Below are 12,370 nucleotides of genomic sequence, written 5' to 3'. Positions count from 1 at the left end.
AATAACCCTGTGCGATCGCTGACAATGAACCAAGAGAAACAAGAACGGATCAAAGCCTGCTTACAAGAATTGTCAACACTGCTGTATGAAGAAGCAGACAAAAGTAAGCTGACAGACCTCGAAGGCAATGATGTAAAGTCCACGAGGATGATGGCTAAGTTTAGCAATTTTGACTGCGAAAGCATCTGATGTGATTTCATTTGGACGGGAAACCATATAGCCTGGTGTCTCGGCTATCTTAGCTGCCGCTTGCGGGGGTTCCCCCCGTTGTGCGGACTGGCGTGGGAAACCCTTGACGCTCGAGGACTCGCTAACGCTGCGCTAACGGCAATCGCTCATGGGGAGCCACTGCGTTGCGGGGGTTCCCCCCGTTGAAGCAAGTGGCGTGGAAACCCCCAAGACCGCGTTGCCGACGCTCGATGACTCGCTACCGCTTCGCTAACACCACGGCGCTGTCTCCCCAACGCACTGGCTCCCCAACCTACATCTGCATCACATTTTTAGTGAAATGGTATAACTCAGGAGATACAACTTGGGTAAATTGGTAAACTGAACGGGGTGAACCAAGATTTTCTTGTAGAACCCGTCCTTCATATTGCTTAACAGCCCCCAATCCCTTTTAAACTAAAGCGGGTTCACGTCGGTTATATGCAGAAGAATCTCCTTTAATAGCCTCACTCTGCTTACCATCAATACCAACAGGAATATCACCCACAAGCGTAACTCGCTGAACGTGGCGAGGTTGATTACCGTAGTCAGCGATCGCATAATGTTGAGTAGCGCGATTATCCCAAAAAGCTACATCGCCAACTTTCCAACGCCACCGGACAGTATTCTCTGGACGAGTGACATAAGCTTGCAACAATTTCACGATTTCATCGGATTCATTCTGTGATAAACCACGCAGGCGGCGCACAAACCCACCGATAAATAACCCACGTTCACCAGATTCAGGATGAACGCGGACAACTGGATGCAGGGTTTCGTATACAGTCGAGGTGAAGACAGCCCGATATTCTAAGACTTCTTGTGGCAAGTCAATTGTCGCTGCTGCATAATCGTAGGCGTTGCTGTGTACTGCCCAGAGTTGGTCAGCAATATTACGTAGATGAATTGGTAAATCTTCGTAGGCAGTCACGGAGTTTGCCCAAATTGTATCGCCTCCTGACGGTGGAATGACCAGTGCCCGTAAAATAGAACCAAGGGGCGGACGGTCTACAAATGTGACATCGGTGTGCCAAGTGTTGGCGCGGCTCACAGTCTTGCCGTAATTCAGGTCAAGAACTTCTGGGTTTTCTGGCAATGAGGGAACGGTGGGATGGGCTGTGGTGACTTCTCCAAAGCGTCGGGCGAAGGCTACTTGTCCTTGAGCGTCAAGATTCTGATCTCGGAAGAAGATGACTTTGTGTTTAACTAAAGCTTTACGGATATCGCTGATGATTTCATTGCTGAGGTTACTGCTCAAGTCAACACCAATGATTTTTGCACCGATACGTCCGGCGATTGGTTTGATGTCAAAGTGTTGGGAAGTCATAATATTTGTGTCTCCAAGGGTTAATTAATTTGTGTCACGCAGAGGCGCAGAGAGTACGAGCTTGAGAGAAGTTTTTGCGATTTATGCGGGGTAAAAGACGAATGTTCGTAGTTCGATGCTTTCTCGTGGGGGAGCGTTGGCTGGACTGGTGGGGTCTTTAAAGGCTGTATGGGCGGCAAAACGAGCGTGTCCGTCTTCTGCGGAGTCGAAGCATTTAATAAATAGTGCCTCGTCTCTGTGCATTTGCGGAAAGTAGAACCATTTATGTTTGGAGTTATACGTGACTCCATAAGTTTCACCGACGCGATCGCGGTACACTAAATCACCAGCTACAAGGTCTGTTATTGCGATACTTTGCGCGTCACACACTGCTAATGGTGACTCTTGAATTGGTGTTGCGATCGCTCGCCAAACATTGATGATGGCAAATCGTTGTTTTAATAACGTATCAATATCATCTATGCCTCGCGCTGCTAGTTCCAAACGGGCGCGAGTATAGCCAGATTTGGCGGTGAAGTCGTTGTGTACGCGCAAGGCAGGTTCCTTAATATTATTCTCACCTGGCTTTGACTGACTGGCATTACGCAAGGTGTGATCGAATATCACTACCTTTGTTGCACCTGTTACTTCTTTTAACAATTGCTCGGCTTCTGGATAGTAGACGCGGCGTACTTCGTCTTCATCGTAAAAATTGCGGACATTAGTATTATGTCCAGTAAAGGCGAATCCTTCTCGATCTAACGAGATGTTCTCTGAGATAGAACGAGCATTGTAAATTGGCAGTTTGTGCGTCTGATAAGTTGCATTCGTGCGAGGAATTCCGGCTGGCGGTTCGTAGGTATAGTTGACAGGTTTTTCTGCCGTTGGAATCAGGTAACTGAGGTTGCCCTCTACGTATGGCAGTTCTTGGGAAATCGGTCTGTCTAAAACTTGGTTATTTAAGCTCATAGGTCATCCCATTTTGGATTTTGGTTAATTTTTGGTCAATACTTAACAGTTAATGATTCACTTCCATTACCACACCCCTTTATCCTATTTTTGAGATGCACCAACGGGAACAGGTTCACCGAGAACTTTTGCGAATCTTTGCAAATAAAAGTCCACAGGGTTTGCTACCGCTTGAATTGAGGGGCGATCCCGTACCAGATTCCACCATGTCTGCAAACGAGGTGTTTCTGCTGGTAGTGTGAATTTGCGGAAGTGTTCTAAGAGTGGTAAACGCTCAAACCAAGGATAGAAGCTGATATCAACTAGGCTAAACTGCTCTCCTAATAAGTAATCACCTTTGCCTAACCCTTCTTGTTCAATATATAGAAGTGCTTCTGTGAACTCTATTCGTCCTTGTTCCTGTTCTTGGCTATCTTTACCGCGCAGAAATTTGTTAAAAGCTGGGACAAGGCGAGTATTGGCGTAGTCTATCCAGATACGAGCGATCGCTTTAGCTGCGGGATCGCGGGGTAACAAAGGTGGTTCTGGGAAGACTTCATCTAGATATTCATTGATAATGGCGGACTCGTAAATTTCAACATCCCCATGTTTGATAGCTGGAACTTTGCCATAGTGGGAAATCTGAGTGTACCCATCAGGTTTGTTCTGTAAGTCAATTTCTATCGGGGTGAAGTCAATGCCTTTTTCCAGTAAGACTACACGAGTCCGTTGAGAGAAAGTAGAGGCTTTGGCGAAGTACAGTTGTATGTTGCTCATGAAATCTTTTCCTTGTAATCATCGTGGATGCAGACTATTTGAAATTGGACAACTCCAACTAAAGCAATAAGACAAAAGCCAGACGTGTTGATTAGTGCAGTTAAATAATTGAGTGGCAGGTATCTATGTCAGTTAGATGATATATTACAGTTTGTCGGTCGATTTAGCGTAGTATTTATATTATACAATCTTCCTGAAAATATGTATACCTAATTATTAGTGTAACTAAATAAATATCTAGACATAATCAGGCTTGTCAAAAAGAGGTATTATATGTACTCGAAAGCTGACTCTAATAGGCAGATCCGTCTTGGCTTGCTAGTACCCGCAGGTAACACGACGTTTGAGCCTGACTTTCACTCTGCTTTTTCCAGTCAAGTCAGTATTCATAGCCATCGCGTGATTGCTCAAGGCTCACACGCCTATGAGAGCTATGAATCAATGGATGATATCAATGAAGAAGCTGTTAAGGAAGTAGAAAAATTAGCCAGAGCCGGGGTACATTTTGGAGCATACGGCTTCACAACAGCAACATTTTACCGAGGGCGAGTTTTTGCCGAAAAATTAGAGCAACGTTTGACACAGGTGCTAGGAGTACCCGTTGTTATTCCGGCTCTAGCTCTATTAGAAGCATTGATACATCTCAAGGTCAAGAAAATTTCTGTAGTTACCCCTTATCCAGAATGGAACAACCAAACGCTAAAAACGTTTTTGAGTGAAGTGCCTTTTGAAATAGTGGGGTTTAAAGGTGATGAACGCCCAAAAGAAGTAGCGAAACAGAATTATCTTTGGCATCAGTTACCCAATCAAGCCGCAGCTTTCATCAAAGAGGTTTCCCATAAAAATGCAGATGCTATTGTGTTGCCCTGTACGGCATGGAGAACATTTGAAATAATCGAAGAATTAGAGGCAGATTTAAATATTCCTGTAGTTACAGCAAATCAAGCCACAATATGGAGTTTATCAAAACACGCTTCTATTGAATCTGCACTTCATCCCAGAGGAAAACTGTTTGCTATTTAGTTATGGAAGTTTGTCATGTTATTTAAGCAAGAATCTATTGAGCCAATTAACTTTGAAGGACTTTTAATCCATGATTTTACAGCAGGTCACTCCACCAGTGCATCATTCGCTGTTATAGAGGTGCCATCGGGAGTGGAGCATTGTGAAGCTTGGTCAAAGCGATCGGACAAGTATTACTATATTGTTTCTGGTTGCCTCTGGTTCATGATTGATGGAGTTGAACATTTTCTTTCAACAGGTTGTTTGTGCTTGGTGTCACAGGGTCAGAGATTTGCCTATAGCAACAGGAGTTCTGAGTCCGTTCATCTTATTTTGGTTCACGTGCCTAGCTTTGATTTGGAGTCAGAGGTTTTTATAGATTAAATCTTAAAAAGAGGAAACTTTATGTTAGACAACTCTAATCTACAAAACCTGCTTTTAGATGAGGTACTAGCTTATTATGAGCGTGGTCTGGAAGTGGAACGCTTATCAAAGCGTACAAATCCGATTGAACTAGTTCGCACCCAAGAGCTTCTTAGCCGCTACTTGCCTCCTCCTCCCGCAGTGATTTTCGATGTTGGCGGCGGCTCAGGCATCTATGCTTGTTGGCTTGCCCAGCTAGGGTATAAAGTTCATCTTATTGATGCAGTTCCCTTGCACGTAGAACAAGCCCGTTCTGCTTCTCAGGTTCAGCCAGATTATCCACTTGCAAGCGCAGAAGTTGGAGATGCCCGTCAGTTAAATCAAGCAAACAACAGCGTTGATGCTGTTCTTCTATTTGGGCCACTGTATCACTTGATTGAACGTAGCGATCGCATAGCAGTGTTACGCGAGGCTGATCGTGTTTTAAAGAGTGGAGGTCTTGTCTTTGCCGTTGCTTGTTCTCGCTTTGCTTCGCTCTTAGACGGTTTATTTCGGGGATGGCTAGACGATCCGGAGTTTGTGGAAATTGCTCATCGGGACTTGCTTGAAGGGCAGCATCGTAATCCGAGTAACCATCCTGCTTACTTTACAACAGCCTTCTTTCATCATCCTGATGAACTAAAAGCAGAAGTGGAAGAAGCAGGGTTATCTTGTGAAAAGCTGTTAGCCATAGAAGGCCCAGGCAAATTGCTACAAAATTTTGAGGAACATTGGAGTGAACAAAGTCGCCGTCAAAGACTCCTACAAGCTATTCGTTGGCTAGAGACTGAACCTTCTACACTAGGTGTGAGCGCTCACATTATGGCTATTGGTAAGAAGGTGGCAGTCTGACAGCAAGATGCACACTACCTTATAAATCCTCAGTTGATTCCAATAACTTCGCCAAAATAAGAGCCTACAAAAATTGTGGCAAAACTGGCAAAATGACCCATACATGAGCTGAGAATGCACACTAGAGACTTCCAAGAAATAAATTAGCCAAATAAACGTAGACGCAAAGCGGCTTGCCGCAGGCTACCACAGAGACACAGAGAACACAGAGGAATGAGGAAGAGAGAGCTTTGTCGTCAATTTTTTGGGTATTTTTTTATTCGGAAGTCCCCTAGTTACATTTCAAACCAAATCTGTGTCTACAACTTAGTTCCAAATGCTGAGAGTTTTACCTAGCAAAAGAAAGAATCAATAACAATGGCACACCTGTTTGAACCATTCAAAATTCGTGAAGTTACCTTTCGCAACCGCATCGCCGTTTCCCCGATGTGTCAATATTCCAGTACAAATGGATATGCTAATGATTGGCACGTTATTCATTTAGCTTCTCGCGCAGTTGGCGGTGCAGGGATAGTGCTAACAGAAGCAGCAGCTGTAAAACCGCGTGGGCGCATTAGTCCGCAAGATTTGGGAATCTGGTCAGATGCACACATAGAAACTTTGGCTAAAACTGTGGCATTGATCCATAACTTTGGCGCTGTTGCAGGTATTCAACTTGCTCATGCGGGTAGAAAGGCCAGTACTGCCAAACCGAGTAAAGGAGGGAAAGTGCTGGATGAATCTCAAGAAGGTTGGCGTCCCTTAGTTTCGAGTAGTGCGATCGCTTTTAGCAAAGATAGCCCAATTCCAGAAGCCCTCACTCTTGAGGGAATTCAAGAAGTTATTGATGCCTTTGCCCAAGCTGTCAAACGTTCTCTGCAAGCTGGTTTCAAGGTAGTGGAAATCCATGCTGCCCACGGTTATCTACTGCACCAGTTTCTCTCACCCCTTTCTAACCACCGTCAAGATGATTATGGTGGCAGTTTTGAAAATCGGACTCGTTTGCTTAGAGAAGTTGTTCAAGCAGTCCGAGAGGTTTGGCCCCAGACACATCCACTTTGGGTACGCATTTCCGCCACCGATTGGGTAGATAATGGCTGGGACATTGAACAAAGTATCGCTTTAAGCGACAAACTCAAGTCTCTAGGAGTTGATCTCATTGACAGTTCATCAGGTGGTATTGTACCGGGCGTTAATATACCAATAAAACCTGGTTATCAGACTCAGTTTGCCGAACGCATCCGCCGTGAAGCTAATATTCATACAGGAGCCGTGGGCTTAATTACATCCCCTGAACAAGCTGACGAGATTATTCGCACAGAAGTAGCTGATATAGTGCTGTTGGGACGTGAATTACTCCGCAATCCTTACTGGCCGCATCTGGCAGCCAAACAGCTGGGACACGATAAACTCTGGCCTGTTCAATACGACCGAGCTTGGCTCTGATGTCACCTGTGTTTAATTGAGCATCAACCATCTCAAACCCCTACCGCCAGCAAGGGTTTCAGGGTGGTTTCATACGAAAAAAGAAAAATACATAAGTCTTGATTTCTCGTTTTGTGACATAGCTTTTTACCCCACTTCCATTCCTCTCCCCGAAGCGGAGAGAGGCTTTGAAACCCAGTTTTAGTTTTTCTGTGGTTGTATGAAACCACCCTGCTACCGCCAGCAAGGGTTTGAGGTTGATTTGCAAGAATTGTGCGTATTTGACCAAACATGGTATGATACATAGTCTAGTCATAATGCCTGTGTTTTTTTATTTTAATACTAAGCATACAAACTTTCTGCTTTGCGAACATTAAGCTTTACTAATACTCTTTCCGGGCTGGTGATATGCAAGTCTGCTAAAACTTCATCAAAAAATTAGTAGAGATGTTGAAATGCAATGTTTCTACTAATGTCCTCGTCCATGCAAATTATCTTATCTAAGCGTAATTGGTTAAAGGAAGAAGCACTATGAACAGAATGAAGGCAAAGCGCACCCAACGCGAACACAACCAGGACTTATGCACTAACGAAACATCTATCCCCTCTAAAAAAAGGGGAAACTCAAAAGCCCTTTTTTAGAGGTTGGGGGATCTCTTGTGCGTAAGTCCTAACAACAAACGAAGGATGAAAACTTTAAATAGGGAAAGATTAATGATACCAAGTAATAGAGAAAACTTCCAAAAACACAAACCAAAGTTTGTTTACTTTGAACTTCCTGCTGCGCTTAAATCTGTAAATTTTTCCTGTTTTGTTATCGGAGAAAGTTTATCTTTTTTCGGGTCTTGGATGACTCAAATTGCTTTGGTCTGGCTAGTTTATCAACTAACTAATTCGGCTGTATTAGTGGGTGTAGCTGGATTTACAAATCAAGCTACAGGCTTAATTATTACGCCATTGGTAGGAGTATTGCTAGATCGCTGGAACTTACGATATGTTTTATTAACTACTCAGCTAGTATCCATTTTGCTATCTTCTACCTTAACCTTTCTAACTCTTAGTAATAACATTAATGTTGCATGGATTATTGCCATTGGGACGCTTCAGGGAACGGTAAAAGCTTTCGATTTACCAGCACGCCAGGTAATTATTCCCAGACTGTTGGATAAGAAATCAGATACTTATAGTGCGATGGCAAGCCATTCATTCTTGATTAATACAGCGAAGTTTGTTAGCCCGATGATTGGGGGTTTAATGATTGCTAAGTCTGGTGCAGCTTCCTGCTTTTTAGTAGATAGTATCAGCTATCTACCATTTGTATCTGCAATCTTAACTATCAAAGTAAACCCAGTTATCAATAGTTCCTTGAATCAAAAGCCCCAAATTTGGAAAAATCTCAAAGAAGGTTTTATTTATGCATACAAATTTTTGCCGATTAAATATTTATTGATATTACAAATTGTTATTTGTTTTATGGGAATGACTCATGTCAATTTAATACCTATTTTTTCTCAAGAAGTACTAAAGGGTAACGCTGAAGTTATGGGCTTTTTAATGACAGCTTCGGCTCTTGGTTCAATAGTTTCAGGTATTTATCTCATCTCTAGAAAAAATGTGATAGGACTGGGAAGGATTATAGCAATCTCTGCCGCAGTTTTAGGTTTAGGTTTAATAGTTTTTTCTCGCTCAAACAATTTAGATATTTGTTTAGTATTCATGTTTATCATCGGTATGAATAATAGTCTAACTTTGGCGTCAATTAATAATTTTATGCAATCAATTATTCTTGATGAAGATAAAAGAGGTAGAGTAACTAGTATATTTACAACTGGTTTCTTAGGAATACTGCCTTTTGGTAATTTATTTTTTGGAGCATTGGCAGGTTACTTTGGTGTTACCAATGCTTTGTTATTTGGCGGTGCTTGTTGCATTTTAGGAGCATATTTTTTTAGTATACAACTGCCCCAAATAAGAAAAATAGTGCATCCAATTTACGCAGAGTTGGGCTTAATTACACAGTCAAATAAAGGCTAAATCCGCTTTTATGGGATGTTATTTGGAAGCGATGTCTACGATGGTCACTGAGTGGCTGGTGAGCGGAGTCGAACCATGTCGTACCACTTCGGGGATCTTGCTACGCGCAGCATCTCCAAGAGTTGTGCGGGCTATTCGGCGTCGCCTAATTCTTTCAACTTAACCTTTCAACCACAACCGCCTTTAATACTTCATCAAAACCCACCGTGTCGCGCATCCACAGTCTCAAGCAAGGAACACGACACTGTGCGCCTTTTCCTTTAGGGCTTTGACGGTCTTGCTAAGTTTTTTGTAAAAACCTCTTGATTTTCATCACCGATTGTGAGACAGTCTGATTTAATATCTATTAAATACGTTAAGTCGATAGATTTACAGTATTTAATAGTTTGACTAGAATTAAGCGGTAGTTTTAGCTGTGCTTTAACCTCGGCAACATCCTATCAGACTGATTAAAACCACAAAGTTATAACAGCCGTGTGATGAAAGCATCATACCAGCACTGAATACCTAGATGACTTTCAGGAGAATCACCTTTTATGCAAGTTACCTTCCAGTAGAGTAACGCCAGATCTCATTCTAAAATCCGGCAATATTAACTTGTTTTTCTGGAGGCGCGTATTTTGTGTGTGGCTAGTTGTTCTAGCTTTGCAATGCTCATGTATTCACTCATGACTAAATTTTTGTATTATTTTTTGTCAGTGGAGAACATCTCATGCAAGTAGATCCTAATTCTCATGAAGGTTCCGAGCAAGCTGCTCAGGCTAATAGCGAAATAAATAAACTGAAACAACCCCGTGTAGCTAGCAAACGTTTTTTTGGTAGTCACGCTAGCAGACGCTCATTTCTCGGTCGTGCTGGTTTGTTTAGTGCCGCTAGCGTTGTTGCAGGAGTTTTAGGTTCACCTTTCTCCTCAAAGAAGGGAAGAGATGTTGTACAAGCCCAAGATATCAACAGGCGGTATAATAATCGACCGTTCGACTACAACAAGTTTGTTGATAAAGCCTATCGAGTACGCGTTGAAGCAGCCAGACTTGAACGGAGTATTCCCATTCCGCCGCATCCGACCAACGGTGATGAGGAGCGTTATCCCAACAAAATCGGCTCTGACAGTAGGGCACTACCGCATAACGAGCTAGGCGAAGTCAAGCTGGAAGCTTACCACTCTTTGACCAAAGCACTGACAACGCAAAACCCGAATGATTATGAAAATATCATCTTGGGTGGCACTAGAAAGCTGGTCAATCCTCAAGGGCCCCTGGCAATTAGCCTAGAAGGGATCAATGCAGCGCAGATAGCTGTGCCGCCACCACCAGCTCTAGCTAGCCCAGAACGCGCTGCTGAAGCAGTTGAACTCTACTGGCAAGCTTTACTCCGAGATGTACCTCTTTCCAAGCTCCAAAACAATACTGACAACCCAAAAGTCTTGGCAGCCGTCGAAGACCTCAACAAGCTTTCGGTGTTCCGAGGGCCAAAACAAAATGGCCGTGTCACCCCTCAAACTCTATTTCGTGGTAGTGTCAACTACGTCGGTTCCGGTTCAAGTATAAGATATGTTACTCCGCCTGGGGTGCTAGATGGGCCCTATCTCTCACAATTTTTGTTGCTAACTATTCCTTGGGGAACTCAGTCTGTTTCGCCATTGATTCGTACTGCTCTTCCTGGCAATGACTTTCTAGTCAATTTCCAGGAATGGTTGACTATTCAGAATGGAGGTAGTTCCGGGAAGTCCATTAAATACGACCCCAAAAACCGTTACATAGTCACGGTTCGGGATTTAGGTGAGTATGCCCATATTGGCGGACCTACATACCTGGGAGCCTCCTTGATTCTTGGTAGCATCGGTACACCTTTGAATCCGGGCAATCCCTACATCAACTCGAGAACCCAAAGTGGTTCAGCTGCAACGTTTGCAGTGGGACATTTACAAGCCTTGCTTAACTTGGGTACTTCGCGTGCGATTAGAGCATCATACTGGCAGAAGTATTATGTACACCGCATTTTACGCCCAGAAGCGTTTGGTGGGCTAGTCTACAACAACATTGCTAATAAAACTCAGTATCCGATTAATTCGGAGGTTTTTAATTCCCAAGCTTTGGCTCAGACCTTTAGCACCTTCAACACCTATCTATTGCCCCAAGCATATCCAGAAGGAGCGCCAATCCATTCCTCTTATACCGGAGGTGCGGCTGCCACTGCTGGCGTCAATGTCACACTGTTGAAAGCGTTTTTTGATGAAAACTTTGTTATCCCCTCACCAGTAGTGCCTGATCCCAATGACCCCACAAAAGTCATTTCTTACAGTGGCCCACCACTAACTGTGGGTGGAGAGTTGAATAAACTGGCAACTAACTATGCTATTGGTCGCGGTCACGGCGGTATCCATTGGCGTTCGGATGGTTCAGCTGCTTTGGCTTTGGGAGAAGAGGTTGCTATTAGTCTGCTCAGGGATGAGAGACTGGGTTACAACGAAATATTCAATGGCTTCACCTTCACAAAATTTGACGGTTCAAGAGTCACAGTTTAAATTAATTTTCGGTGTTATAAGAGCGCTGAATAAAGGTATTTTACTCAGCAATGCCTTCGCCAAAAAAAGAGGATAAAGAAATAGGGTCGATATAGTAGAGTTGTTGTCTTCCACAACAACTTAGAAACTACTTTAGGTAGACCGAAAACTTTTGTAAGTTGACGAAAGAATCAGTGGCAATATTATGGTTGTTTAATAAGTAATCAAGCGGACATGATATAACATGTTCGCTTGCTCTGCGTTGGTACCCACGCCAGAAACATTTGGCTTTACCTTGAACTGAACCCTCATTTCATCAGGGAGCAATGCGATTTTGTGAGATGACCCCTCCGGGAGAGCGATCGCTCTTTGGGGAAAAACTTTTTGGTTTACTGATCTTGCGGGTTATTTGGGAAATTTTGTTATTATAAGAACTAAGTAGAAAAAATATTTATTTGGCGATCGCTCTCCCGGAGGGGTCATCTCACAAAATCGCATTGCTCCCTTTCATCAAGGGTAAGAGCAAGAGCCTCCCAATCAGGCCATGCCAAAATCGCCCCGAAGTGACGCACGCCATGTTCTCTCGCCGGTAACACCTCAGAAGGTCGTTCGTGCAAAGTAATCTGGCCTTCAAAGAGAAATATGTCGATCCACTTGTCACGGACACGACCGACCCTAGCACCGAAGGTGGTAATATAAAAGTTTTTAGCCTCTTCGAGGTCTTGGACGGGGAAGGCAAGATGAAAGATTGGGCGAAACATGACGAAATTCCTTCTGGGTATTTTTTCATTCGGCAAGGGAAAAACTATCAGTAGACCGAAAAGTTTTGCGATCGCTAAAAAATAGTAGCGTATAATACCGTTTTTGAAGAAATGTGTAAAAGCTGAATGCCTTGAATAAAAGATAAGTTTAGCTTATTTATAAACTCCAAAAAT

Annotated in this window: 11 protein-coding genes; 7 read left to right on the top strand and 4 right to left on the bottom strand. The window is 43.3% G+C overall.

Annotated elements, in window-relative coordinates; genetic code table 11:
- Positions 1-189 (top strand): hypothetical protein (locus tag LC653_RS41130; RefSeq protein WP_229501058.1); only part of this gene is annotated, 189 nt, incomplete at its 5' end.
- 430 nt (positions 190-619) lie between these two features.
- Here LC653_RS41130 and LC653_RS41125 read toward each other — a convergent pair.
- From LC653_RS41125 to LC653_RS41115, 3 genes are all read right to left on the bottom strand, one after another.
- Positions 620-1,534, bottom strand: coding sequence for a TauD/TfdA dioxygenase family protein (locus LC653_RS41125; protein WP_229501057.1), 915 nt, complete (start codon positions 1,532-1,534; stop codon positions 620-622).
- An 81-nt stretch (positions 1,535-1,615) separates the two neighbouring features.
- A complete protein-coding gene (locus LC653_RS41120) occupies positions 1,616-2,482 on the bottom strand; it encodes a CmcJ/NvfI family oxidoreductase (RefSeq protein WP_229501056.1) in 867 nt (288 codons plus the stop codon).
- Between the two features lie 84 nt (positions 2,483-2,566).
- Positions 2,567-3,238: a glutathione S-transferase family protein gene (locus LC653_RS41115; protein WP_229501055.1), complete on the bottom strand. Its 672-nt coding sequence runs from the start codon at positions 3,236-3,238 to the stop codon at positions 2,567-2,569.
- A 273-nt stretch (positions 3,239-3,511) separates the two neighbouring features.
- On the opposite strand from LC653_RS41115, the gene LC653_RS41110 reads away from it, so the two are divergent.
- The 6 genes from LC653_RS41110 to LC653_RS41085 all read left to right on the top strand — a co-directional run bounded on the left by LC653_RS41110 (position 3,512) and on the right by LC653_RS41085 (position 11,456).
- Complete coding sequence (locus tag LC653_RS41110) at positions 3,512-4,261, top strand: maleate cis-trans isomerase family protein (protein ID WP_229501054.1); 750 nt, start codon at positions 3,512-3,514, stop codon at positions 4,259-4,261.
- A 15-nt stretch (positions 4,262-4,276) separates the two neighbouring features.
- Positions 4,277-4,624 carry a cupin domain-containing protein gene (locus tag LC653_RS41105; RefSeq protein WP_229501053.1) on the top strand — a complete coding sequence of 116 codons (348 nt, stop codon included), beginning with the start codon at positions 4,277-4,279 and terminating at the stop codon, positions 4,622-4,624.
- Positions 4,625-4,645: 21 nt separating this feature from the next.
- The gene (locus LC653_RS41100) at positions 4,646-5,494 is read left to right on the top strand and encodes a class I SAM-dependent methyltransferase (protein ID WP_229501052.1); all 849 of its coding nucleotides are present in this window, start codon (positions 4,646-4,648) and stop codon (positions 5,492-5,494) included.
- Between the two features lie 357 nt (positions 5,495-5,851).
- Positions 5,852-6,919 (top strand): NADPH dehydrogenase NamA, encoded by a 1,068-nt coding sequence (namA, locus tag LC653_RS41095; RefSeq protein WP_229501051.1) that lies wholly within the window; start codon positions 5,852-5,854, stop codon positions 6,917-6,919.
- A 666-nt stretch (positions 6,920-7,585) separates the two neighbouring features.
- Positions 7,586-8,932 carry an MFS transporter gene (locus LC653_RS41090; protein ID WP_229501050.1) on the top strand — a complete coding sequence of 449 codons (1,347 nt, stop codon included), beginning with the start codon at positions 7,586-7,588 and terminating at the stop codon, positions 8,930-8,932.
- A gap of 712 nt (positions 8,933-9,644) precedes the next feature.
- On the top strand, positions 9,645-11,456 hold the full coding sequence (locus LC653_RS41085) for a vanadium-dependent haloperoxidase (RefSeq protein WP_229501049.1): 1,812 nt from the start codon (positions 9,645-9,647) through the stop codon (positions 11,454-11,456).
- 458 nt (positions 11,457-11,914) lie between these two features.
- Here the strand turns inward: LC653_RS41085 and LC653_RS41080 are convergent, their stop codons facing one another.
- Entirely contained in the window at positions 11,915-12,196 is a 282-nt protein-coding gene (locus LC653_RS41080) for a VOC family protein (protein ID WP_229501048.1), read from the bottom strand.
- Positions 12,197-12,370 lie beyond the last annotated feature (174 nt).

This window comes from Nostoc mirabile CHAB5784 (genome assembly GCF_020829645.1).
Classification (GTDB): Bacteria; Cyanobacteriota; Cyanobacteriia; order Cyanobacteriales; family Nostocaceae; genus Nostoc; species Nostoc mirabile.
The sequence above is the reverse complement of the archived record's forward strand: the minus strand, read 5'-3'. Positions and strand labels throughout refer to the sequence as shown.

What these genes read in the sequence shown, in the direction of transcription:
- LC653_RS41125 (WP_229501057.1), bottom strand. Translation starts at nt 1,534, where the DNA reads ATGACTTCCCAACACTTTGACATCAAACCAATCGCCGGACGTATCGGT.
- LC653_RS41120 (WP_229501056.1), bottom strand. Translation starts at nt 2,482, where the DNA reads ATGAGCTTAAATAACCAAGTTTTAGACAGACCGATTTCCCAAGAACTG.
- LC653_RS41115 (WP_229501055.1), bottom strand. Translation starts at nt 3,238, where the DNA reads ATGAGCAACATACAACTGTACTTCGCCAAAGCCTCTACTTTCTCTCAA.
- LC653_RS41110 (WP_229501054.1), top strand. Translation starts at nt 3,512, where the DNA reads ATGTACTCGAAAGCTGACTCTAATAGGCAGATCCGTCTTGGCTTGCTA.
- LC653_RS41105 (WP_229501053.1), top strand. Translation starts at nt 4,277, where the DNA reads ATGTTATTTAAGCAAGAATCTATTGAGCCAATTAACTTTGAAGGACTT.
- LC653_RS41100 (WP_229501052.1), top strand. Translation starts at nt 4,646, where the DNA reads ATGTTAGACAACTCTAATCTACAAAACCTGCTTTTAGATGAGGTACTA.
- namA (WP_229501051.1), top strand. Translation starts at nt 5,852, where the DNA reads ATGGCACACCTGTTTGAACCATTCAAAATTCGTGAAGTTACCTTTCGC.
- LC653_RS41090 (WP_229501050.1), top strand. Translation starts at nt 7,586, where the DNA reads ATGAAAACTTTAAATAGGGAAAGATTAATGATACCAAGTAATAGAGAA.
- LC653_RS41085 (WP_229501049.1), top strand. Translation starts at nt 9,645, where the DNA reads ATGCAAGTAGATCCTAATTCTCATGAAGGTTCCGAGCAAGCTGCTCAG.
- LC653_RS41080 (WP_229501048.1), bottom strand. Translation starts at nt 12,196, where the DNA reads ATGTTTCGCCCAATCTTTCATCTTGCCTTCCCCGTCCAAGACCTCGAA.